Annotated in this window: 27 protein-coding genes; 19 read left to right on the forward strand and 8 right to left on the reverse strand. The window is 38.9% G+C overall.

Annotated elements, in window-relative coordinates; translation table 11 throughout:
• The first annotated feature begins 26 nt into the window (after nt 1–26).
• The 8 genes from JM79_RS09775 to JM79_RS09810 all read left to right on the forward strand — a co-directional run bounded on the left by JM79_RS09775 (nt 27) and on the right by JM79_RS09810 (nt 7,701).
• Nucleotides 27–989 (forward strand): stage II sporulation protein M, encoded by a 963-nt coding sequence (locus JM79_RS09775; RefSeq protein ID WP_141877969.1) that lies wholly within the window; start codon nt 27–29, stop codon nt 987–989.
• Nucleotides 982–1,842 (forward strand): hypothetical protein, encoded by an 861-nt coding sequence (locus tag JM79_RS09780; protein ID WP_141877970.1) that lies wholly within the window; start codon nt 982–984, stop codon nt 1,840–1,842. The genes JM79_RS09775 and JM79_RS09780 overlap by 8 nt, the downstream gene beginning before the upstream one ends.
• Complete coding sequence (locus tag JM79_RS09785) at nt 1,781–2,602, forward strand: DUF4129 domain-containing protein (protein ID WP_141877971.1); 822 nt, start codon at nt 1,781–1,783, stop codon at nt 2,600–2,602. The genes JM79_RS09780 and JM79_RS09785 overlap by 62 nt, the downstream gene beginning before the upstream one ends.
• A complete protein-coding gene (locus JM79_RS09790) occupies nt 2,595–3,800 on the forward strand; it encodes a DUF4350 domain-containing protein (RefSeq protein ID WP_141877972.1) in 1,206 nt (401 codons plus the stop codon). The genes JM79_RS09785 and JM79_RS09790 overlap by 8 nt, the downstream gene beginning before the upstream one ends.
• Entirely contained in the window at nt 3,778–4,782 is a 1,005-nt protein-coding gene (locus JM79_RS09795; protein WP_141877973.1) for a MoxR family ATPase, read from the forward strand. Before JM79_RS09790 ends, JM79_RS09795 begins: the two co-directional genes overlap by 23 nt.
• Nucleotides 4,782–6,116: a DUF58 domain-containing protein gene (locus tag JM79_RS09800; protein WP_141877974.1), complete on the forward strand. Its 1,335-nt coding sequence runs from the start codon at nt 4,782–4,784 to the stop codon at nt 6,114–6,116. Before JM79_RS09795 ends, JM79_RS09800 begins: the two co-directional genes overlap by 1 nt.
• Nucleotides 6,117–6,210: 94 nt before the next feature.
• Nucleotides 6,211–6,624: a DUF2141 domain-containing protein gene (locus tag JM79_RS09805; protein WP_141877975.1), complete on the forward strand. Its 414-nt coding sequence runs from the start codon at nt 6,211–6,213 to the stop codon at nt 6,622–6,624.
• A 117-nt stretch (nt 6,625–6,741) separates the two neighbouring features.
• On the forward strand, nt 6,742–7,701 hold the full coding sequence (locus tag JM79_RS09810; protein WP_141877976.1) for a hydrogen peroxide-inducible genes activator: 960 nt from the start codon (nt 6,742–6,744) through the stop codon (nt 7,699–7,701).
• A gap of 27 nt (nt 7,702–7,728) precedes the next feature.
• Here JM79_RS09810 and JM79_RS09815 read toward each other — a convergent pair whose 3' ends face one another.
• The 3 genes from JM79_RS09815 to JM79_RS09825 all read right to left on the reverse strand — a co-directional run bounded on the left by JM79_RS09815 (nt 7,729) and on the right by JM79_RS09825 (nt 9,383).
• Nucleotides 7,729–7,926 (reverse strand): hypothetical protein, encoded by a 198-nt coding sequence (locus JM79_RS09815; protein WP_141877977.1) that lies wholly within the window; start codon nt 7,924–7,926, stop codon nt 7,729–7,731.
• A gap of 134 nt (nt 7,927–8,060) precedes the next feature.
• Nucleotides 8,061–8,861, reverse strand: a complete 801-nt coding sequence (locus JM79_RS09820) for a TIGR00266 family protein (protein WP_141877978.1) — start codon at nt 8,859–8,861, stop codon at nt 8,061–8,063.
• Nucleotides 8,862–8,921: 60 nt separating this feature from the next.
• Complete coding sequence (locus JM79_RS09825; RefSeq protein WP_141877979.1) at nt 8,922–9,383, reverse strand: DUF4442 domain-containing protein; 462 nt, start codon at nt 9,381–9,383, stop codon at nt 8,922–8,924.
• A 165-nt stretch (nt 9,384–9,548) separates the two neighbouring features.
• Here JM79_RS09825 and JM79_RS16235 point away from each other — a divergent pair, with 165 nt between their 5' ends.
• From JM79_RS16235 to JM79_RS09850, 7 genes are all read left to right on the forward strand, one after another.
• Nucleotides 9,549–9,674, forward strand: a complete 126-nt coding sequence (locus JM79_RS16235; RefSeq protein WP_260443415.1) for a hypothetical protein — start codon at nt 9,549–9,551, stop codon at nt 9,672–9,674.
• A 19-nt stretch (nt 9,675–9,693) separates the two neighbouring features.
• Entirely contained in the window at nt 9,694–10,230 is a 537-nt protein-coding gene (locus JM79_RS09830; RefSeq protein ID WP_141877980.1) for a DUF4870 domain-containing protein, read from the forward strand.
• Complete coding sequence (locus JM79_RS09835; RefSeq protein ID WP_026915958.1) at nt 10,227–10,571, forward strand: PadR family transcriptional regulator; 345 nt, start codon at nt 10,227–10,229, stop codon at nt 10,569–10,571. Before JM79_RS09830 ends, JM79_RS09835 begins: the two co-directional genes overlap by 4 nt.
• Nucleotides 10,564–12,336, forward strand: coding sequence for a PspC domain-containing protein (locus JM79_RS09840; RefSeq protein WP_141877981.1), 1,773 nt, complete (start codon nt 10,564–10,566; stop codon nt 12,334–12,336). The genes JM79_RS09835 and JM79_RS09840 overlap by 8 nt, the downstream gene beginning before the upstream one ends.
• Nucleotide 12,337: 1 nt before the next feature.
• Entirely contained in the window at nt 12,338–12,493 is a 156-nt protein-coding gene (locus JM79_RS16135; protein ID WP_185739478.1) for a hypothetical protein, read from the forward strand.
• 213 nt (nt 12,494–12,706) lie between these two features.
• On the forward strand, nt 12,707–13,549 hold the full coding sequence (locus JM79_RS09845) for a DUF2807 domain-containing protein (protein ID WP_141877982.1): 843 nt from the start codon (nt 12,707–12,709) through the stop codon (nt 13,547–13,549).
• A 77-nt stretch (nt 13,550–13,626) separates the two neighbouring features.
• A complete protein-coding gene (locus JM79_RS09850) occupies nt 13,627–13,929 on the forward strand; it encodes a hypothetical protein (protein ID WP_141877983.1) in 303 nt (100 codons plus the stop codon).
• 68 nt (nt 13,930–13,997) lie between these two features.
• Here JM79_RS09850 and trxB read toward each other — a convergent pair whose 3' ends face one another.
• Nucleotides 13,998–14,990: a thioredoxin-disulfide reductase gene (gene trxB, locus JM79_RS09855; protein ID WP_141877984.1), complete on the reverse strand. Its 993-nt coding sequence runs from the start codon at nt 14,988–14,990 to the stop codon at nt 13,998–14,000.
• A 155-nt stretch (nt 14,991–15,145) separates the two neighbouring features.
• On the opposite strand from trxB, the gene JM79_RS09860 reads away from it, so the two are divergent.
• The 4 genes from JM79_RS09860 (at nt 15,146) to JM79_RS09875 (ending at nt 17,990) form a co-directional block, all read left to right on the forward strand.
• Entirely contained in the window at nt 15,146–15,784 is a 639-nt protein-coding gene (locus JM79_RS09860) for a trimeric intracellular cation channel family protein (RefSeq protein WP_141877985.1), read from the forward strand.
• Nucleotides 15,785–15,845: 61 nt separating this feature from the next.
• Nucleotides 15,846–16,538 carry a response regulator transcription factor gene (locus JM79_RS09865; protein ID WP_141877986.1) on the forward strand — a complete coding sequence of 231 codons (693 nt, stop codon included), beginning with the start codon at nt 15,846–15,848 and terminating at the stop codon, nt 16,536–16,538.
• A gap of 155 nt (nt 16,539–16,693) precedes the next feature.
• A complete protein-coding gene (locus tag JM79_RS09870; protein WP_141877987.1) occupies nt 16,694–17,461 on the forward strand; it encodes a hypothetical protein in 768 nt (255 codons plus the stop codon).
• Nucleotides 17,462–17,465: 4 nt separating this feature from the next.
• Nucleotides 17,466–17,990: a nuclear transport factor 2 family protein gene (locus tag JM79_RS09875; RefSeq protein WP_141877988.1), complete on the forward strand. Its 525-nt coding sequence runs from the start codon at nt 17,466–17,468 to the stop codon at nt 17,988–17,990.
• A 139-nt stretch (nt 17,991–18,129) separates the two neighbouring features.
• Here JM79_RS09875 and JM79_RS09880 read toward each other — a convergent pair whose 3' ends face one another.
• The 4 genes from JM79_RS09880 to JM79_RS09895 all read right to left on the reverse strand — a co-directional run bounded on the left by JM79_RS09880 (nt 18,130) and on the right by JM79_RS09895 (nt 21,681).
• Nucleotides 18,130–18,543 (reverse strand): DUF6691 family protein, encoded by a 414-nt coding sequence (locus JM79_RS09880; RefSeq protein ID WP_141877989.1) that lies wholly within the window; start codon nt 18,541–18,543, stop codon nt 18,130–18,132.
• Nucleotides 18,544–18,546: 3 nt separating this feature from the next.
• Entirely contained in the window at nt 18,547–19,104 is a 558-nt protein-coding gene (locus JM79_RS09885; protein WP_141877990.1) for a YeeE/YedE thiosulfate transporter family protein, read from the reverse strand.
• A 64-nt stretch (nt 19,105–19,168) separates the two neighbouring features.
• The gene (locus JM79_RS09890) at nt 19,169–20,071 is read right to left on the reverse strand and encodes an NAD(P)-dependent oxidoreductase (protein ID WP_141877991.1); all 903 of its coding nucleotides are present in this window, start codon (nt 20,069–20,071) and stop codon (nt 19,169–19,171) included.
• A 68-nt stretch (nt 20,072–20,139) separates the two neighbouring features.
• Nucleotides 20,140–21,681 (reverse strand): acyl-CoA carboxylase subunit beta, encoded by a 1,542-nt coding sequence (locus JM79_RS09895; RefSeq protein WP_141877992.1) that lies wholly within the window; start codon nt 21,679–21,681, stop codon nt 20,140–20,142.
• Between the last annotated feature and the right edge of the window lie 15 nt (nt 21,682–21,696).

Consider the following 21,696-nt stretch of genomic DNA (forward strand, 5'->3'; position numbering starts at 1 on the left):
TTACTTTGGTTCAATTAAATCTAAGAATGCGCGAGGCAGCTTTTGTAAGGCAAAATAAAGATAAATGGGTCAAGTATGAAAGTCTGCTTCAGAAATATAAATCGCTGAATCCAGATCAACTTTCCAATCTTTACGTGGAGCTTAGCGATGACCTGAGTTACGCTTCAACATTTTATCCTGACTCCAATACCGTTCAGTACTTAAACGGACTAGCAACTACTGCCCACCAGAAGATCTATAAAGCAAAAAAAGAATCTAAAAGCAGGTTCATCACATTTTTTACTAAAGAATTCCCGAGGGAATTTCATAGGCACCAAAAGCAACTTTTATGGAGCTTTCTAATATTTGCAGGTTTTAGCCTGGTTGGCGCTTATAGTGCGGCTACAGATGGTTCATTTCTAAGATCTATTCTAGGCGATGCCTATGTGAATATGACGCTTGAAAATATTGCAAACAAAGATCCAATGGCTGTTTATAAACAGGCTTCAGAAACAAATATGTTCCTGGGTATCACCATTAACAATATTCGCGTAGCCTTAACAGCATTTTCCTTAGGAGTGCTCGCCGGGATTGGAACTGTTTTCGTAATGATGCAAAACGGAGTTATGCTCGGTAGTTTTCAATATTTCTTTTATGAACAGGGTTTGCTCTGGGAATCTGCCAGAACGATCTGGATCCATGGAACGATAGAAATTTCGGTAATTATTGTAGCTGGCTGCGCAGGCCTGGTGGTTGGAAAAAGTATCCTTTTCCCGGGAACTTACAGCCGGCTGAAATCCTTTACCATGGGAATTAAGGACGGACTCAAAATTGTGATTAGTACAGTACCTTTTTTCATTATAGCCGGATTCCTGGAGGGATTTGTGACCAGGATCACTCAAATGCAGGACTGGCTTGCCATCACTATCATAAGCTTATCATTACTACTAATCATATTCTACTACGTTATTTACCCGATCCTATTATCTAACAAAACCAACAATGCATAACAACCACATTAATTTTAAACAACAGCGAGAACTTGGGGAGATCCTGAGTGCTACTTTCAAATTTATTAGAGAGAATTATAAAACCGGACTGCGATTATTCTTTAAACTCGTAGGGCCCTCATTTATTCTACTGGTTGCTGCCATTACCTTTTACACCTACACCACCCTTGGAAGTAGTTTATTTACCAGCGGAAACCTGGACGCTTCCAACGTGATCATTGCGCTGGCACTACTTATGATCGCCTACCTAGCGTATTTCAGTTCTATGACCGGGACTATGAATCATATGATCCTGTCGTATATAAATAATGACGGACACATAAAATATGAGGAGGTCAAAAATGGTTTGAAACAGGACTTCGGAAAGATCCTGCTATTATCTATACTTACAGGCATTATTACTTTCGCCGCGTTTATGTTCTTTGTGATCCCGGGGATTTATGTATTTGTTCCATTGTCACTGGTAACTGCAATCCTCGTCTTCCGTAGAAATGGAGTAACCGACAGTATATCTGAAAGTTTTCAGCTGGTCAAAGACAACTGGTGGATGACCTTCGCCACGCTTCTTTGTATATACCTGGTGATTTATGTTATTGGACTTATCTTCCAGCTACCTGCACTTATTTATATATTCGTTCGAGCTTTTACGGTAGCTTCAGAATCTTCTGCAGCAGAACCTCAGGATATGTTTGGAACTGGATATGTTATCATCAACGCGATTTCTTCAGCAATACAATATATCATTTATAGTATGACCGTAATTGGGGTTGCCTTTGTGTACTTTCATCTGAATGAAAAGAAAAATTTCACCGGTACCTACGAAACAATTCAAAACCTGGGAAACAACCGATAGTTTGAAGTTATACCTGCTGTATTTTTTAATTCTTCTGAGTCCCGCTCAGGATATGCGTGCTCAAGAGGATTCAATTTTAAGGAGAGAAATTCAGGTGGAAAAGTCTGAAAATCTTGTTCCGGTCGAATTCGATGCTACTGAAATTGAAGAGTACAAAAAGCAGGATGCCTACAATTATCTTGAGAGTACAGAGGAAGATAGTTGGTGGGTTCGATTTAAAAAATGGCTGAACCTCAAGTATAATCAGTTTATAAACTGGCTTTTTGGAAGTTATGATGCAAACGGAATCCTGGCATTCTTTATAAGGATCTTCCCATACGTGATTATTTTCGCCGTTCTGGCTTTGATTGTCTGGTTATTCACCCGACTCAATCCAGGGGCTAAGATACTGGCAGAACCCGGAAAGAGTAAAGTCATTCTTAGCGAGGAAGAGGAACTGGTAAAAAATGAAGATCTAAGCAGTCTCATTAGTAAAGCAGTTTCAGAAGAAAATTACAGGTTTGCTGTGCGTTATCAATACCTGCGGAGTTTAAAATTGCTGGATGAAAATGATCTTATTCAGTATGAATTTCAGAAGACTAATAAAGAATATTTACAGGAGATCCAAGAGAAACGATTACAACAGCTGTTTGCAGAGGTCACCAAGTTCTATGAGTTTATCTGGTATGGTAATTTCAAGGTTTCTTCCGCAGATTATAAGATAGCCGCAAATGGATTCAGCAAGATCGAAAATGAATTAAAACCGGTCAAAAATGCATAGAACCTACAAGTTTGCGATCGCACTTTTCGTACTAGTGGTCATTGTATTAACCTGGCTGGAAACATCGGTAAAAGAAGAGATCAACTGGAATCCGAGTTATACTCATTCCGATGAAATCCCGCTTGGCTCGAAGGTTTTTTATGAAAGCTGGAAACGAACTTCGGGAGATAGCCTGGAAATGCTCAAAATCCCGCCTTATGAATTTTTAAATTCTGAAGAGGCTAAAGGCACTTATTTCTTTTTTAATAAAGGTGTAGGGTTTGATGATGATGAGCTGGATCATTTGCTGAACTGGGTTGCTGAAGGAAATACTGTATTTATTTCAGCACATGATTACAGTCAGAATCTGAAGGATACTTTAAAGATCGAAACAGGTTCTGAAATTGATGTAGATGGTTTTACTGAAGCTCAGGACCTGAACTTTTACAATCCGAATATTAAACTGAAAGATGATGCCGTATTCGATAAGCAGGTAACGAAATCTTTTTTTACTGAAATTGATACCTTAAATCATACAGCACTAGGATTTACGCGCAAAGACAAACTGTTGCCTAAGGTCAATTTTATAAGAGCAGACTTTGGAGAAGGAGCGATTTTGCTACATACAGCACCTCAGGTTTTTAGTAATTACTTCATGCTAAAGGATGATAATTATAAATATACCGGTAATCTTCTGGCGTATCTACCTACTGGTAAAGTCTACTGGGATGCGTATTATAAATCCGGAAAATCTTTCTACAGTTCTTCGCTCTATATTTTACTCAATAATAGATCCCTGAAATGGGCTTATTATGCCCTGCTTTTATGCATCGTACTGTATATCATTTTTGAAGGCAAAAGAAAGCAACGTGCAATTCCGGTTATAGATCCACCTAAGAACCGATCTTATGAGTATACCGGAATCATTTCGAGCTTATACCTCGAACAAAATCGATTTCAGGAACTGGGAGATAAAAAGATCGCGTTATTCCTGGAGTTTATCCGTCGCGAATATCGTCTGAAAACTTCAAAGATAGATGCCGGATTTAAGCAGGATCTGGCTGCAAAGAGCTCAAATTCACTTGAAGCAACTAACGAACTTTTCAACAAAATAGAATCATTTCAAAAGAATAAGAACAGCTCAAAACAGGAGTTTCTGGAGCTAAGTAATTTTATTAATCATTACAAATTTACCGATGGAAAATCAGGAACAACATAAGCCACAAGACGAATTAAAGTTTGAGAACAGGATTCCACTGGAAGGCCTGAAATCTTCTGTGGATAAGCTAAAATCACAGCTTGGCAAAGTGATCGTGGGCCAGGAGAATTTCGTAGAACTCTTGATCGTAGGCTTACTTGCAAATGGACATGTTCTTATAGAAGGTGTTCCCGGAGTTGCCAAAACGGTTACCGCGAAGTTATTCGCTAAAAGCCTTAAAACCGACTTCAGTAGAATTCAATTTACGCCAGATCTTATGCCTAGCGACGTATTGGGAACTTCGATCTTCAATGTAAAAACTTCAGAATTTGAATTTAAGAAAGGGCCTATTTTTTCGAACGTAGTCCTTATCGATGAAATCAACAGAGCTCCGGCAAAAACACAGTCTGCTTTGTTCGAAGTAATGGAAGAAAGGCAGGTGACGATTGATGGGAATCTGTATCCTCTGCAACCACCTTTTATGGTGCTGGCCACGCAGAACCCCATAGAACAGGAAGGAACCTATGCCCTGCCGGAAGCTCAGCTGGATAGATTTTTATTTAAGATCAAGGTAGATTACCCGAAACTGGAAGAAGAGATCGAGATTTTAAAGGGTCACCATCTTAGAAAAGGCAATTTGCCGGAAGCTGAAATTTCACCCGTTCTCGATCCAAATGAGATTGCTAAGTTACGCTCCCAGATCCATGAGATCGTGCTAGAAGACAAACTGATGAATTATATCGCAGAACTGGTGATGAAAACGAGAAATCATTCTCATCTATATCTTGGCGCAAGTCCAAGAGCTTCCATAGCGATCATGAATGCTTCTAAAGCATACGCCGCCATTAACGGTAGAGATTTTGTAATTCCTGAAGATATTAAGAACGTACTGAAACCTGTACTAAGTCACAGGCTTATACTTTCTCCAGACAGAGAAATGGAAGGAATGAAAGCTGATGACGTCGTAGATATGATCACTCAATCTGTAGAAATTCCCCGATAGTGCTGAAGTTTCTGAAAAGTCTATATTTTAAAGAACTGTTCTTCTATTGCCTGATAGGGATCGCGGTCTTATTCCTGATCTCGTTCTGGGTGGACTGGCTCTACAGCATTACCTGGATCATCAGCATGATACTGGCAATAGCAACTTTGCTGGATATAATCGCGTTATATTCTGGAAAAGCAGTGTTAGCAGAACGCATACTGCCAGAGAAATTTTCCAATTCAGATCCTAATCAGGTAATTCTTAAACTTCGGAATAACTACAGGTTTCCAGTGACAGCTGAAGTGATCGATGAAGTACCTCTACAATTTCAGAAAAGAGATTTTTTAAAAAGTAAAAAGCTCGGCTCCCGTTCCGAAGAAAAATTAGAATATCAACTAATCCCGCTGGAACGTGGAGAATACATTTTCGGCAACCTGAATATCTATATTTCCAGCAAGCTTGGGCTTGTAAGAAGAAGATATATAACTGGAAAAGAGCAATCTGTAAAAGTCTATCCTTCTTTTGTTCAGATGAAAAAACTGGATTTTCTAGCCTTGGACCAAAAGATCAATTTGCAGGGAATGAAACGTATTAGGCGGATTGGACATACGATGGAATTCGAACAGATCAAAGAATATGTTCGTGGGGATGATGTACGAACTATCAACTGGAAGGCGACAGCAAAACAAAATGCCTTGATGGTTAATCAATTCCAGGATGAGCGTTCCCAACCGGTTTATATTATCATTGATACCGGAAGGGTCATGAGGATGCCTTTTGAGGGCCTATCCTTACTGGATTATGCGATTAATAGTTCTCTGGCATTTTCGAATATTGCACTGCGCAAAAAAGACAAGGTTGGCTTGCTAAGTTTTAGTAATAAAGTGCATGCTATTCTGAAAGCCAGCTCAAGACTTGGCCAGCTGCAACAGATCCTGGAGTCCTTATATCGTGTAGATACAGGCTACCTGGACAGTGATTTTAGCATGCTATACTCGAGAGTTCAAAAAAGTATTACCCATCGTAGTCTTATAATGTTGTATACCAATTTCGAACATATGAGTGCGCTTCAAAGGCAGCTACCTTATTTAAAAGCGATCAGTAAAAAGCATTTACTGGTAGTCATATTCTTCGAAAATACTGAAATTACCGGACTTACCGAACAATCCGCAGAAAAGGATATTTCTACGATGGCGCACCAGACGATTGCTGAGTCTTTTCAAAATGACAAGATCATAATGGTCAAAGAGCTGGAAAAATTTGGCATCCAGACCATACTTACTCCTCCAAAGGATCTAAGTATTAATACGATCAACAAATACCTAGAAGTAAAAGCTCGCGGACTCATATAAACAATTCAGCCTCAAAATTCGACAGTTCAGATATAATTACTTATAAACAAGGAGGTTATGATCTACATTTGAAATGTAATTAAAACCAATCCTTATGAAAACTGTATTATTATTACTCGCATTATTTATTGGTAGTCTATTGAATGCTCAGACTGCAACTACTCACGAACTTGAAGTTACAATCCCTAATGTCACTAGCGACAATGGCGAAGTGCTATTCGCACTTTACAAGGAGGAAAACTTTATGAGAGAACCTACCTTTTCTCAAAAATCTGCTATTAAAGATGGGAAAGCAACGGTAAAATTTGAAGATCTGCCAGAAGGAGATTATGCACTGGTCGTGATGCACGACGAGAATAGCAATGGAAGAATGGATTTCGAAACTAATGGAATGCCTACGGAAAGTTATGCAACCAGCGGTGAAAGTAAATTCATGGGACCACCAATGTGGAGTGATACTAAATTCAAGCTTGATGATTCCACAAAAAAATTAAGTCTGAGGTTCTAAGACCTTATAGAACCGTACAAAACCCGCTAATTAGTGGGTTTTTTGTATAGATAAAACAAAGTTAAAGACTATCTGGAATAGGAAAATCTTATACCTTTGTAGTTCAAATCTATTCACATGACAATTACCCAGTTGCATTATGTCTTAGCTGTTGCTGAACATAAGAATTTTACCAAGGCCGCTCAAAAAGTTTTCGTAACCCAGCCAACGCTGAGTATGCAAATCCAGAAGCTGGAAGAAGAACTGGATATTACTATTTTTGACCGAACCAAAAAGCCGATCCAGCTGACTGAAGTTGGGCAGAAAATCGTTCAACAGGCTCGTAACATTGTTAACGAAAGCGATCGGATCAAGGATATAGTAGATCAGCAAAAAGGATTTATTGGTGGAATCTTCAGATTAGGAGTTATTCCTACGATCATGCCTACATTGTTACCTATGTTCATAGGTAATTTTATGAAGAAATTTCCGAAGGTAAAATTGAAAATAGAAGAGCTGCATACGGAAGCGATCATTGAAAAACTAAAGGAAGGACATCTGGATGCGGCAATCGCTGCTACTCCACTTCAAATTGATGGAATCAAGGAGAATGTGCTTTATTACGAGCCCTTTGTTCCCTATATTCCGAAGGAAATGGACATGCATTCCAATGATAAGATCGATATAGATAGTCTAGATATCAATAAAATTTTACTACTGGAAGATGGTCACTGTTTTAAGGATGGGATTATCAATCTTTGCAAAGCGAACCGGGAATATGATGGCGATCAGCTACAACTGGAAAGCGGCAGTTTCGAAACCCTTATAAAACTGGCCAATGAAGGTCTGGGGATGACGCTACTTCCCTATCTGCACACTCTAGAACTTAAGGATTATGAAAAAAAGAACTTAAGGATGTTCAACGATCCCGTTCCTGCCCGGGAAGTAAGCTTGATCTATAATCGTAGTGAATTAAAAATGCAGATCATAGAAGCACTACGCAGCACTATCGCCAGCGTGGTAAAAGGAGCAATTACCTATCAGAATGTAAAAATCATAAGTCCTTTAAATCATAAAAAGGATTTTCAGAAGAACTAAAAAAAGCGGCTAATAGCCGCTTTTTATTTAAGTGTTCAAATAAATTAAACATTGATTTAATTCAGGGTTCTGTTTGGTTAGTGCAAGAATCCAGAGTCGTAACTCTTCGATCTCATGTGGAAGCAATCTGTCGATCGCTTTCTTAACTTCTCTACAGAACAAGTTTGTATCAAAACTTACTTTATCAAGTATCGTTTTGGTGTATTCAAACATCGCTCTCGCCATACTTTGAAGGATTTAGGTTAAAGATTAGGTTTAAAATAAGAGTAGAGATATTCTTATAAGCATTTAGATTTTTGGATATAACAATATAGGTATTAAAAGAATAACTGAATCAAAAGTGTTAATTTTTTAACAAATTAAAACCTGTTATCACCGCTTAGAACATCACCAATTCCTCCAAGTAAACTACCTTCTCCTTTATCCTTTCCACCCATTTGTGGCGCTGCCTGCAATACACGATTCGCCAGCCTACTAAATGGTAATGACTGGATATAAACCGTACCCGGACCAGTAAGTGAAGCGAAGAATAAACCTTCTCCTCCAAAAATGGTGTTTCTTATACCGCCTACAAATTCTATATCATAATCTATGGTTTGAGTAAAACCTATGATACAACCAGTATCGATCTTAAGCTTCTCACCTGGACCTAGTTCTTTTCTAGCCATTGTACCACCAGAATGAACAAATGCCATCCCGTCGCCTTCAATTTTCTGCATGATAAAACCTTCACCGCCAAAAAATCCACGGCCAAGCTTTTTACTGAATTCTATACCAATGGCTACGCCCTTTGCTGCACATAGAAAAGCGTCTTTCTGACAAATAAATTTTCCATTGAACTGGGTTAGATCTATAGGAATGATCTTCCCAGGATATGGTGAGGCAAAGCTTATACGCTTCTTTCCCTGGATCTCGTTGGAGAAGATCGTCATAAACAGACTTTCCCCGGTAAGCAATCTCTTTCCAGCGCCAAGGACTTTTCCAAGGAAACCTTCATTCTGCTTCGACCCGTCACCAAAGATGGTATCCATTCGAATGCCATCGTCCATCATCATAAAGTTTCCAGCCTCGGCAATGACCGCTTCCTGTGGGTCGAGTTCAAGCTCAACGTATTGCATTTCTTCTCCGAAAATCTGGTAATCTATTTCATGTGCATTCATAATGTTTATATTTTGATTGATGTTTATTCTATATGATGAGTAGGGATTTTGAGATGAGTGTTACTTTCTTTGTTTAAGTTTAACAGTCCATTCAAACTCAAAAACCGATACTTCCACGCCTTCCTCATTAAGACCAATGGCTTTCATCCACATGGTTTGTCCTTCTCCGGTAGCAATTGTGCGCTCAATGGCCTCCTTCACTTTTTGTCCATCATGACAGGTGAATCTTATTTTTCCAGTAGCCTTCTTCGAGAATACCGATTTGTTCTGTGCCACCAGCATTGAGATCTTTTTACCGGAATCCTGAATTTTCCCCATAACAAGAGCTCCTGTACTAAGCTCTGCAGCCATAGCCTGCACAGCGAAATACATGGAATTAAAAGGATTTTGATTAATCCATCGATGGGTAACACCAACGGCACATTCAGTTTCATCTATATGTTTTACTCTAACACCACACAACCAGGCACTTGGAAGTTTAAGCATTAGAAAAGAATTCAATTTTGAGGGATTTAGCTTCATGAGCAGAGTTTATTATCAAATTTTCATAAAAATATGAAATAAGAATGAGACCATAATTCTTAAATATTTGTTAACTTTTAGTACTTTGCTTTGCATAATACCTTCTTTTAGATATATATTTGCATAAGAACCTAATAGGTATAAAATCATCAAAATCAAAACATCATGAAAAGATCAATCAAAAAACAGTCAGTCACCAGCGTTTTACCCGGAACATTAGCAGATAGAATCAAGATCTATATCACCATCTTCGCCATCTACGTGTACGTTTTCAGCACGATCATTTTTTAATAGTATTAAATCATTAATCATGCAGGACACTAGCGCTCATAAAAACCGTACTCTAACTACTGTACTTCATCTATCGGTATTTACGAAGTATTTCATACCACTGGGTAATTTCATATTCCCAATGCTACTCTGGTTAAGCCAGAAAGAAGATGCATTTGTGGATCGTCATGGAAGAAATGCTTTGAATTTTCAAATCAGCACTTTTCTGTATACGGTATTACTGGTAGCTATTGGAGGTGCCACTTTCCTATATTTTGCACTAAAATTCAATTTAGTAGAACCTTTAATGACTAACGACTCTTTTGAAGTCAACCAGTTTTCAGAAGCATTACCCTTTATCATCATCATGGGTATTCTGGGAATATTATTACTTGGACTATTTGTTCTGGAAATCTTTGCAGTCATCTCTGCAAGTCTTTCAGCAAACGAAGGAAAAGATTACAGTTACCCTCTAACCATTAATTTTTTAAGTTCGGACAAACCGGATGAAACAAATCATCAAAATCATCAATCAAAAAATGAACAGTTTAATGACACCCAAAAACAAACACTATGAAGATTGAAAATACCAAAGCCCAGATGCGTAAGGGTGTATTGGAATATTGCATTCTCTCGGTTCTAAGAGACGAAGATGCCTATGTGGCTGAAATTCTGGACACATTGAAAGACGCAAAACTGCTGGTAGTTGAGGGTACGATCTATCCTTTATTAACCAGGTTGAAAAATGCGGGACTTCTCAATTATCGTTGGGAAGAATCTACAAGCGGGCCGCCCCGTAAATATTACGGACTTACCGAAACAGGAAAAATATTTCTCAGGGAATTAACGGGTACCTGGAACGAATTACAAACTGCCGTTAACATCGTAACCACTCAAAAAAAGAACAATCATGAATAAGACAGTTAACATAAATCTTGCCGGCGTTTTCTTTCACATAGATGAGGATGCCTATGCCAGACTTCAAAGATATTTGGAGACTATCAGGCATTCGTTTTCAAATACGCAGGGTCGTGATGAGATCATCTCAGATATCGAAGCTCGTATTGCTGAATTGTTCAATGATAAAGTGAAGAATGACAGGCAGGTTATCAGCATAAAAGAAGTAGAAGAAGTTATCACGATCATGGGGCAACCTGAAGATTATATGGTCGATGAGGAGATCTTCGAAGATGAACCAACAACCACGCACAGGTCTGCAAGAACTCGTGGAAAACAATTATACCGTGATACTGAAAATGGATTCGTAGGTGGTGTGTCTTCAGGACTTGGTCATTACCTGGCGATCGATGCGATCTGGGTAAGATTGCTTTGGGTATTGCTTACGATCTTTTCCAGTGGTGGTTTTCTATTGATATACATTGCTTTCTGGATTTTTGTTCCGGAAGCAAAAACCACGGCAGATAAACTTGCCATGCGCGGTGAAGAAGTAACGGTTAGTAACATCGAAAAGAAGATACGTGAGGGTTTTCATGATGTTTCAGACAGTATAAAGAATGTTGACTATGATAAGTTCGGGAAAAGAGCGTCTGCTGGAGCAAGTTCTGCGGCAACCACGCTAGGGAATATTATCAAGTTCTGTCTGAAACTATTTGTTAAATTCATCGGGATCATCCTAATCCTTTTCGCCGGTTCCACTCTTATTGCACTATTCGTTGGATTGTTTGCAGTAGGCACTTTCGGAATCGTTGATGCACCCTGGACTGAATATATAGATGTGGTGAATAGTGGCGCTCCTATATGGCTTACTTCACTGCTTGTATTTTTCGCAGTTGGGATCCCTTTCTTCTTCCTGTTCGTTCTTGGATTGAAGATACTGGTAAGAAACCTAAGATCTGTGGGTAGAATTGCCCTGCTAACATTACTTGGAGTCTGGTTAATTTCGATCATTGGACTTTCTGTAATTGGTATTAGCCAGGCAACAAATCGTGCTTTTGACGGTGAAGTTGCCACAACAGAAACTTTGAAGGTAACTTCAGCAGATACTATCTACCTGCGTATGAAGCATAATCCTGAAATGAGTAACAGAACCAGAAGATCATCAGACTTCAGAATTGTATATGAGGAAGACACTAAAATGATCGTTGGAAATGATATCAGGCTTATCGTGAGATCTACCAGAGATTCCGTAGGAAAAATGGAGATATTGAAGTCGGCTGAAGGTAAAAATTATAATGAAGCCAGAGATCGAGCCAAGGCGATACGTTACGGTCGCAGCCTGGTAGGAAATGAACTTTTGCTGGATAGTTATTTTATTACAGAAGCAAAGTCTGGTTACAGAGATCAGGAAGTACAAATCACGTTATATCTTCCTGAAGGCACCACTCTTTATGCTGATGATAATACTTCTACATTTCACCGAAATACCGATTCTTACGAAGATATTTTGCATAATGGCGAAGAAGAACATTTTTTGAATATCATCGACGGCGGCACCAGCTGTGAAGATTGTCCTGTAGAAGATGTATGGGATGACGATAGTGGTGACTGGGATAGCGAAGATACTTGGGAAGATGATTATGACACTTCAGATGACTTTAATGCAAGAGTGGATGTAAATAGTGAAGAAGTTAATATCAGACTGAATGATAACGGCGTGGAAATCCAGGATAAGGATGGCGACCGTGTAAGAATAGACAGTAACGGAGTACAAATACAAAACTAGTATGAGCTCACTAATCAACCTCGTCATCAGCTTTTTTGTAGGACTGGTATTATATATTCAGCCCGTAAACAAGGAAACTGTGGATATTGAAGAACCACTTAACAGTACTGAAATATTTCAGAAGCTGGAAAATTATCAGAAGATTCTGGATAGTTGAAGAATTAAAGCCTCCCATGTGGAGGCTTTTTTCTTTAATTCTTCTGAAAACTCTTCTGTTACGAAATACAGGATCTAACGAAGAAAAGCAGTTCTAACCGCCAATTACCGTGATTTTTCTCTCTGCTTTACAGGCTTTGAAATAATTAGTCCTATCTTTTGCAAAAAAGTATCTGATCGGCTAAAACCGAAAGATCTATCAAGAAAAAATGTTATGCTAAAAAAAATCCCATTATTACTATTAATCGTTTTATGCAGTTGCAATGCCCAGGACAAGGTAAAAGGTAGCCGAAACGTAAAAACCGAACAATATGATCTTGAAAAATTTCACTCAATCCAGATCAAAGGAGAATTTGAAGTCGGAATCCTAAAGGGGAGAAGATCCATGATCGAGATAGAAGCCGATGATAATATTCATGATCTCATTATGACTGAAGTTCTTGACGGAACACTTTATATTAAACCCATCAAAAAACTTTCCCGTACCAAGAAACAGGAATTAAGAATTACTTTTTCTGATACCTTAAAAAGTATACTTATAGGTGGTGACGTGGAACTCGAATCTCTCCAGGATCTTTACGTAAATGATTTCAAGCTTGAAACAGGCAAGGACGCGAAAGCTTTTTTAACACTTACGGCCAGTAAATTCAATTTCATCCACAAGGATGATGCAGAAGCTGAACTGAATGTCACAGCCCAGGAAATTGTTTGTCAGCTAAATCAGTCTTCAAAGGTTGAAGCGCTCTTGAATGCTCCCAATGTTGAGATCGATATTTACGAAAAAGCATCTGCCAGAATAGACGGTGAAACTCAAATTTTCAATTTAAGAGCAGACCAATCATCTAAATTTGACGGTGAAAATTTTAGCAGCTTTAAAACTGAAGTGCTGGCACAGGGAGGTTCATCTTCCAAGGTAAACGTGAGTGATACTTTGAATTTAACTGCTTCAGGAAAAAGTGAGATCGAAGTATATAATACACCGGTGATCAAACTCTTACAATTTTCAGATGAAGCAAGTTTGTCCAAAAAAGAATTCAGCAAAGGCCTGTTTAAATAAATGCTAAATTTTGATCCTTAATTCATTATGAATAAGTGGATTGAATACATTTGCAGCCAAAATAAACTAATAGAAAAATGAAAATTATTACCAAAAATATTGTCCTTGTATTGCTACTATCTCTGGCTTTAGTGTCCTGTAGAGAAAATGAGGATACAGAAGAAGAAAAATCTGAAGTTGAAAGAATGATGGAGGATCCTGATAATAAAGTTGAAGTTAAAGATGGCGGAGATAAGATCAAGATCGAAACTCCAGAAGGAGACGAGATCAAGATCAAAAAGGATGACGGCGAGTATAAGAAAAAAGTTGACAGAGCCGATGGTTCAGAAACCAAGATCAAGGTTGACGATGGAGAAGTAAAGGTGAAGACCGACAATTAAGATCTTAAGTTAATATCAAAAAAAAGTCCCGCAATTACGGGACTTTTTTCTTTTATATACTACCTGAATTAAACTGTCTCAGGTCTTGTTTGTGGTTTTTGAATATCTTCTTCAACCTCAATTTCCGCAAGATATCTTTCAGCGTCCAATGCTGCCATACAGCCTGTACCAGCAGCGGTAATCGCCTGTCTGTAAACTTTATCCTGAACATCTCCGGAAGCAAAAACACCAGGGATATTAGTTCTCGTGGTCTTGCTCTCGGTAATCACGTAACCAGTTTCGTCCATATCTAACCAACCTTTGAAAATATCGGTGTTCGGCTTATGCCCTATAGCAACAAAGAATCCTGTAATATCGATTTCTTCCTTCTCTCCAGTCTGGTTATTCACCATTCTAAGTCCTTCGACTACCTGCTCTCCAAGGATCTCATCAACTTCTGTATTGTAACGAAGATCAATGTTCTTGGTAGTTTCCACACGATGCTGCATTGCTTTAGAAGCTTTCATATAGTCCTTACGAACCAGCATAGTCACTTTATTACAAATATTAGATAAGTAAGTAGCTTCTTCCGCAGCGGTATCACCACCACCTACAATAGCAACATCCTGTCCTTTATAAAAGAATCCGTCACAAACTGCACATGCAGATACTCCTCCACCTCGTAATTTTTGCTCACTAGGCAAACCTAAATACTTGGCAGTTGCCCCGGTAGATATGATTACACTTTCAGCCTCGATCCAGGTCTTATTATCTACAAGAGCTTTGTGGATCCCTCCTACTTCTTTAGAAAAGTCAACTTCAGTGATCATTCCAATTCTCACCTTCGTGCCAAAACGTTCAGCCTGCTGTTGCAGATCCATCATCATCTTTGGACCATCGATACCTTCAGGATAACCCGGGAAATTGTCAACTTCCGTAGTGGTAGTTAACTGTCCGCCTGGTTCCATTCCGGTATACATAACTGGTTTCATATCTGCCCTTGCGGCATAGATCGCTGCGGTATAACCTGCAGGACCTGAACCTATGATAAGGCATTTTATTCTCTCGATAGTATCACTCATGTCTTTTGATTTTCTATGTTATAAAAGTAGGTAGTTTGCACTAAAACTTACAAAAATAGATATTAACTTAATCTATATCTAATAGGAAGCTAAAATAAGCACGAAACTATCACACAATCAGGCAAATTTAAAAGATAAAACTACCTTTGCCAAGTATGGAAATAAGTTTGTTCAGCATCCTGGATATCCTTGGTACGATCGCATTCGCGATTTCCGGGGCATTATCTGCCATGAACCGTAGACTTGATCTCTTCGGTATCTTTATTATTGCCTTCGTTACAGCGATTGGCGGTGGAACTGTGCGAGATATTCTAATTGGTGATACACCAGTTACCTGGATGGAAAACATTATGTACATATACCTTATTGGTATCGTAACAATTCTCGCGATCGTCTTCAGAAATAAACTGAATTATTTAAAGAAATCACTTTTTCTATTTGATACCATAGGACTTGGTGTTTTCACTATTACCGGAGTGGAAACCGGAATACAGAACGGTCTTGATCCAATAATTTCTGTAGCACTTGGCGCCATGACTGGAACGTTTGGTGGTGTTCTACGGGACATTCTCTGTAATGAAATTCCGGTGATCTTTCGAAAAGAGATCTATGCAACCGCCTGCCTTATTGGAGCGCTTGCCTATGTCACCCTTTACGACCTGGGAATGAACGCGGACGTAATTTACCTCGCTACGGCGCTAACAGTAATTAGCATAAGACTTGTTGTTGTAAAATATAAAATCACACTTCCCTCCTTCTATCCTACTTCTCCCGGAAGTTCCAGAATAAGATAAGATCTCTCATAGACCTCTGGTTATCAATAGTTTCAGTATATTTATAGTATACTTTTGATGAATGACCAGGCAAGCGAAGATCATTATCGTTGAAAACAACATTCCCATGGCTGCAAAGTTATCTTTACGGCTTGACAAACTGGGCTATCAAATTACAGGTATATTCTCAAGAGCAAAAGATGCACTCCATTTTATAGAACAGGATGTCCCAGATCTAATCCTCATGGAAGATCATCTTAAAGGTCAGTTGAATGGGTTTGAATCTAATCCGTCAAAAAAAGATCATTCAGTCTTGTATTTCAACGGAAGTAAAACGAAGTCTCTTCAGAAGTTAATTTTCAATAAACTGAAAGATAAGAAACAATTCTTCAAAGAGGAGATTTCAGAATCGCTTGAGAGACTAAGAAAGAAGCCAGCGAAATCAGACTGTCAACTTATTCTGAAAGACCGCATTTTTGTTCGCTGCCAGGATACCATGGTAAGAATTTCGCTTGATGATATCCACTACATCGAAGCAGACCGTAATTATTGCAAAGTATATTCCAGGAATAAGAAATTTCTTCTGGTTTGTTCCCTGAAGGAAGTCAACGACAAAATTACCGATAAACGTTTTTTAAGAATTCATCGATCGTATATTGCCAATCTCTCCCATATCGATGAGATAGGAAGCAATCATGTCCTCATCGCTTCTCATACACTTCCACTTAGTAAAAACATGAGACTAGAGCTATTTCAACATTTACAGGTCATATAGCGTTGTAGCTTCATCCTCCTTATCTTCAAATTTTTTCTCTTCGGAAACTTTTTAGCTACTCCCGGACATTTTTAACCTGGTTACGTCCAAAACCTGCTCATATACAATGGATTACTTACTAAATTCAAGGTTATTAACCATAAAAACCAGACCAAATGAAATTACTACGATCCTTTTCGATTCTCCTGACTCTTGCGCTATGTTCAACAAGTCTATTGACCGCGCAAAGTGATAACTATCAAATGTATGTTGTTCACGAAGATCACGTTAAAGACGGCATGATGGACAAGCATATTGAAGCCGATAAAGCCTTACTGAAAGCTGCTAAAGAGCACAATATGGAGGGCATGGAATGGCTGGCGTTTCAGGCAGATGATAATCGCGTAATGTACCTCACGGAAATTGACAATTTTGCTGAGTTGGATAAGAATCCATTCCAAGACCTGCAGGAAAAAATGGGCGAGGAAGCTTTTGAAAAGCTATTTGAACCTTTTGCTGAAACTTTCACCAAACACGGAGACTATATTCTAAATCTTGATAAAGAGCATTCCTATATGCCTGAAGGTATGGATCAAAGTATGGAAGGAATGAATTACAGAGAGCTTGTGTTTTATCACATCCCACCAGGAAAAATGGATAAAGCTGTAGAAATGGCTAAAGCTGCCAAGAAATTGTATGAAGATAAAGATTCAAAAGCTTACTACCGACTTTATAGAAGTGGCTTCGGAACTATGGATTCCTATTTTATGGTAGCTGTATCTGGTAAGGATGCTGCTTCAGTAGAAAGTATGAGAAAAGAGAATGGGGAGTTACTTGGCGAAGAAGGTGAAAAGCTATCTTCAGAAATACAGAAAGTTTTCTCTAAACGTGAAGTTGTTACAGGACATGTAAAGCCTGAGATTTCTTACACGTCTGAAAATTAAAATTATGAAAAATCTATTCATTTTATTTTCATGCATATTTCTACTTATTTCCTGTGATCAGAATAATAAGGAGGAAGAAAAGATTCGGTATACTCAGGATTCAGAACATATCAATACTTTTAAAACTGTTCTAAAGAATTATGAGAACGGAGAGTGGGATGAGTATAAATCTCATTTCGCAGACAGTGTAGAACTTTTTTATAATAGTCGGGAATCAATAGATGTATCTACCGCCATAGCAATGCACAAGCAGAATAACTCGGCACTTTCTTCCTATGATTTCGTGGATTCTGAAAATGAATTTGAAATGGTTGTGACAGACGCCGGTGAAACCTGGGTTAATTTCTGGGGAGAATGGGAAGGTACAATCGCAGAAAACGATTCAATGATCGTAATCCCGGTTCATATAACCGCCAGATTTGAGGATGGAAAGATCTTAAAGGAATATCTCTATTTTGATAATTCCGGGATGAATGATGCTCTTAGATTGCTGGAAGAAACACGTAGCATGCAGGATTCCATCGAGTAGTAATTTGTAGGCAGGAACTTCAAAGTTCTAATGGAGTACTTTAGCAAAGTCTTCTTTCCATCGTTGACCGAAATTCAAATTGAAAGAGCTTGCTGAAATTTTAAATTTCAGCAAGCTTTTTCTTGTTATAGTCTAATGACTAATGCGGAAGTTTATCACGTAAAAGTCCGTAAACAAAGGTTCCAAGCATTGCTGCCAGGAAAAGTACGATCACAGCTACATAACCTGCACCAATGAGCGTATAAATTGGTCCTGGGCAGGCTCCTGCTAGCGCCCAACCCAATCCAAAAATAATTCCGCCATACATATATCTACTGAAGCTTTTTTCCTTTGGCTGAAAGGTGATTGGTTCACCCTGTACATCCTTCATACCTTTTTTCTTGATAAATAAAGTTCCAAGAACGCCAATGACCAAAGCAGAACCTATGATACCATACATATGGAATGACTCGAACCTGAACATCTCGTAGATCCTGAACCAGGAAGCTGCTTCAGACTTAAACATTACAATACCGAACATGATTCCTATTACTAAATATCCTATTACTCTCATCTCTTAAAAAATTAAAGGGAACAACACATGGATCATAAATAATCCACCTATAAAAAATCCAACAACAGCGATCAACGAAGGCAACTGTAAATTACTAAGTCCTGAAATCGCGTGTCCAGAAGTACATCCACCAGCCCATCTAGCACCAAAACCTATCAAAAATCCTCCAATGATCAGGATGCTAAGCGCTTTCCAGTCTGTAAGAGCATCTATGCCATATAATTCATCTGGAAGATATGCTTCACCTGCACTGGAAAAACCGAGTTCATTAAGATTTGCGACCGTATCTGGATTAATTGTCACTGCAGGATCTACCGTTAAAAAGTTCATCGCAATAAAACCACCAATGGCGGCTCCAACGATCACTACAAGATTCCACTTTTGAGCTCTCCAGTTGAAATCAAAAAAGCCTGCAGATTTATCTGCTCCACACATGGTACATAAAGTTCGAAGGTTTGAAGACATTCCAAACTGCTTCCCCATAAAAATGAGGAGGAACATAATGAGTGCGATAAGCGGTCCAGCCACATACCAGGGCCATCCCTGAAAAATTAGATCCATAATTATTTTTTATTGATTGCAAAGATGCGAGAAGTGCTCCAATATTTAAGTAACAATGGTTACACTATCTGTCTTCGCAAAAGTCTGCCAGGTTTTGTAGTGTTTTTTCAGAAAGCCTTACAAGAGTTTGGGACGACCAGCCTGCACTTTTATCGTGGGCGATCACATTATCTCTTTTCTTTATTTCTTCGGAAAGCTCTTTCCCTCCATCACCATCGAAGATCCCAAAATTGGAATCCTGCGCTATCCAGTTACTGAAGCTATCAATTTCAAAAGGAAGACCCAGGCTGGTATTGATAATAATTTTAGAATTTCCAAACTTCTGAAAATATTCCGAAGTCATTACCTGAGTATTTTTTGGTAAATGGAAGCTTAGAATATCACAGGTTTCTGCTAATTCCGGTAATTCGAGATAAGTCAAACCTTTCTCCTCATAATCCTGTTTCCTGGAATTGCTATGATAGTAAAGATCTGCTCCAAATGGCTTTAAACAATCTGCCAGCAACTTTCCGGTAGTTCCCAAACCTATGATCCCAATTTTAAGATCGGTTAGCTCCCTGGGCATGTCTTTCCATTGTTTACCCGAATAACCATTAAGTAACTGAATCAATTCAGAAATTATAAATTCAGCTACCCCTGGATCTCCATAATCGCGAATCCCTCGTACTTCGATCCCACGATCCCGGGCGAACTTTACCGCCACATTCGCCGATTCATCGTCGTACAGGCTACAGGCCATTCCTATATACTTTAAGCTGGAACAGCACTCTATGATATTTTCGGTAATCTGGGTATGCCAGGATACGATAATCGCTTCTGCACCACCAATCCTTTCAATAATTGTCTGCTCATCTTCCGGGTAATCATCATATACCTTTACTCCGTCTTCTGAATATTCCTTCAGTTTATTTATGGACTCCTCGTTCATCTTTGTATAGTCCACTAAAACGATCTTATTGAATTTCATAATCTTCAATTTTCAGTAAAAAATAAATGCTGAATTCTCATTCAGCATTTACAAGTAATTTGACATTCCTACAATGGAATATTGCCATGTTTTCTATCCGGTCTTAGAACCGCTTTGTTTTCAAGTGCACTAAATGCTCGAATCAGCTTTCTTCTGGTATCTTTAGGCATGATCACCTCATCGATAAAGCCACGCTGTGCAGCTTCAAAAGGAGTGGCGAATTTTTCAGCATATTCAGCTTCCTTTTCTGCCAGTTTCTTTTCCGGATCCTCTGCTTGTGAGATCTCTTTTCTAAAAATAATTTCCGAAGCTCCCTTTGCGCCCATTACCGCAATTTCCGCAGTTGGCCAGGCAAAGTTGAGATCGGCTCCTATATGCTTGGAATTCATTACGTCGTAAGCGCCTCCATAAGCTTTCCTGGTGATCACCGTTACTTTTGGAACTGTCGCCTCACTCAGTGCATATAATAATTTTGCACCATGTAGGATGATCCCGTTCCATTCCTGATCTGTTCCCGGAAGGAAACCTGGTACATCAACCAGCACCAATAGCGGAATATTAAAGCAATCACAGAACCTGGTGAACCTCGCTGCTTTTTTGGAAGCGTCTACATCCAGAACTCCCGCAAGACTCATAGGCTGGTTCGCAATGATCCCGACACTACGTCCTCCAATTCGTGAAAAACCAACAATAATATTCTCGGCGTAATCTTTATGAATTTCGAAAAAAGAATCTGTATCTATGATACCATGAATCACTTCATGCATATCATAAGGCTTATTGGAACTATCAGGCACAATACTTTCCAGTATTTCTCTGTGTTCATCGCCTAATTTAAATTCTAGTTTTTCTGGTGCAGTCTTGTTATTCTGCGGCATATAACTTATCAATTGCTTGATATTTTCAAGACAAATAATATCGTTTGCAGCAGTCACGTGAGTTACCCCAGATTTTGTAGAATGTGTGCTGGCTCCTCCAAGTTCTTCGGAAGTCACCTCTTCATTGGTTACCGTTTTCACAACATTTGGACCGGTAACAAACATATAAGAGGTATCCTCAACCATCAGGGTGAAGTCGGTCATCGCAGGAGAATATACAGCTCCACCGGCACAAGGTCCCATTATAGCTGAAATTTGAGGAACTACGCCCGAAGCTTTTACGTTCCTGTGAAAGATATCTGCATAACCTCCCAGAGATTTAACCCCTTCCTGGATTCTTGCTCCTCCGGAATCGTTTAGTCCAATAAGCGGTGCTCCAACTTTTACAGCCATGTCCATGATCTTACAGATCTTCTCGGCATGGGTTTCTGAAAGTGAACCTCCAAAAACCGTGAAATCCTGTGCAAATACATACACAAGCCTGCCATGAATTGTTCCATAACCAGTTACAACCCCATCACCATAGAATTTCTGCTTTTCCATTCCGAAGTCGGTCGTACGGTGGGTTACCAAAATACCGATTTCCTCAAAGGAATTTTCATCCAGAAGATAATCTACCCGTTCTCTCGCAGTAAGCTTCTTTTTTTCGTGTTGCTTGGCTATTCTTTGCTCACCTCCACCTTTGTGGGCTTCAGCAATTTTTTCTTTTAATTTTTCTAGATTCTGACTCATTCGTATGATTCTGAA

The sequence above is a fragment of the Gramella sp. Hel_I_59 genome (assembly GCF_006714895.1).
In the GTDB taxonomy this organism is placed as follows: Bacteria; Bacteroidota; Bacteroidia; order Flavobacteriales; family Flavobacteriaceae; genus Christiangramia.

What these genes read in the sequence shown, in the direction of transcription:
- JM79_RS09885 (WP_141877990.1), bottom strand. Translation starts at nt 19,104, where the DNA reads ATGGATCTAATTTTTCAGGGATGGCCCTGGTATGTGGCTGGACCGCTT.
- JM79_RS09895 (WP_141877992.1), bottom strand. Translation starts at nt 21,681, where the DNA reads ATGAGTCAGAATCTAGAAAAATTAAAAGAAAAAATTGCTGAAGCCCAC.
- JM79_RS09830 (WP_141877980.1), top strand. Translation starts at nt 9,694, where the DNA reads ATGCAGGACACTAGCGCTCATAAAAACCGTACTCTAACTACTGTACTT.
- JM79_RS09840 (WP_141877981.1), top strand. Translation starts at nt 10,564, where the DNA reads ATGAATAAGACAGTTAACATAAATCTTGCCGGCGTTTTCTTTCACATA.
- JM79_RS09775 (WP_141877969.1), top strand. Translation starts at nt 27, where the DNA reads ATGCGCGAGGCAGCTTTTGTAAGGCAAAATAAAGATAAATGGGTCAAG.
- JM79_RS16235 (WP_260443415.1), top strand. Translation starts at nt 9,549, where the DNA reads ATGAAAAGATCAATCAAAAAACAGTCAGTCACCAGCGTTTTACCCGGA.
- JM79_RS09845 (WP_141877982.1), top strand. Translation starts at nt 12,707, where the DNA reads ATGCTAAAAAAAATCCCATTATTACTATTAATCGTTTTATGCAGTTGC.
- trxB (WP_141877984.1), bottom strand. Translation starts at nt 14,990, where the DNA reads ATGAGTGATACTATCGAGAGAATAAAATGCCTTATCATAGGTTCAGGT.
- JM79_RS09890 (WP_141877991.1), bottom strand. Translation starts at nt 20,071, where the DNA reads ATGAAATTCAATAAGATCGTTTTAGTGGACTATACAAAGATGAACGAG.
- JM79_RS16135 (WP_185739478.1), top strand. Translation starts at nt 12,338, where the DNA reads ATGAGCTCACTAATCAACCTCGTCATCAGCTTTTTTGTAGGACTGGTA.
- JM79_RS09780 (WP_141877970.1), top strand. Translation starts at nt 982, where the DNA reads ATGCATAACAACCACATTAATTTTAAACAACAGCGAGAACTTGGGGAG.
- JM79_RS09880 (WP_141877989.1), bottom strand. Translation starts at nt 18,543, where the DNA reads ATGAGAGTAATAGGATATTTAGTAATAGGAATCATGTTCGGTATTGTA.
- JM79_RS09835 (WP_026915958.1), top strand. Translation starts at nt 10,227, where the DNA reads ATGAAGATTGAAAATACCAAAGCCCAGATGCGTAAGGGTGTATTGGAA.
- JM79_RS09850 (WP_141877983.1), top strand. Translation starts at nt 13,627, where the DNA reads ATGAAAATTATTACCAAAAATATTGTCCTTGTATTGCTACTATCTCTG.
- JM79_RS09785 (WP_141877971.1), top strand. Translation starts at nt 1,781, where the DNA reads ATGAAAAGAAAAATTTCACCGGTACCTACGAAACAATTCAAAACCTGG.
- JM79_RS09825 (WP_141877979.1), bottom strand. Translation starts at nt 9,383, where the DNA reads ATGAAGCTAAATCCCTCAAAATTGAATTCTTTTCTAATGCTTAAACTT.
- JM79_RS09820 (WP_141877978.1), bottom strand. Translation starts at nt 8,861, where the DNA reads ATGAATGCACATGAAATAGATTACCAGATTTTCGGAGAAGAAATGCAA.
- JM79_RS09865 (WP_141877986.1), top strand. Translation starts at nt 15,846, where the DNA reads ATGACCAGGCAAGCGAAGATCATTATCGTTGAAAACAACATTCCCATG.
- JM79_RS09810 (WP_141877976.1), top strand. Translation starts at nt 6,742, where the DNA reads ATGACAATTACCCAGTTGCATTATGTCTTAGCTGTTGCTGAACATAAG.
- JM79_RS09795 (WP_141877973.1), top strand. Translation starts at nt 3,778, where the DNA reads ATGGAAAATCAGGAACAACATAAGCCACAAGACGAATTAAAGTTTGAG.
- JM79_RS09790 (WP_141877972.1), top strand. Translation starts at nt 2,595, where the DNA reads ATGCATAGAACCTACAAGTTTGCGATCGCACTTTTCGTACTAGTGGTC.
- JM79_RS09870 (WP_141877987.1), top strand. Translation starts at nt 16,694, where the DNA reads ATGAAATTACTACGATCCTTTTCGATTCTCCTGACTCTTGCGCTATGT.
- JM79_RS09860 (WP_141877985.1), top strand. Translation starts at nt 15,146, where the DNA reads ATGGAAATAAGTTTGTTCAGCATCCTGGATATCCTTGGTACGATCGCA.
- JM79_RS09875 (WP_141877988.1), top strand. Translation starts at nt 17,466, where the DNA reads ATGAAAAATCTATTCATTTTATTTTCATGCATATTTCTACTTATTTCC.
- JM79_RS09815 (WP_141877977.1), bottom strand. Translation starts at nt 7,926, where the DNA reads ATGGCGAGAGCGATGTTTGAATACACCAAAACGATACTTGATAAAGTA.
- JM79_RS09805 (WP_141877975.1), top strand. Translation starts at nt 6,211, where the DNA reads ATGAAAACTGTATTATTATTACTCGCATTATTTATTGGTAGTCTATTG.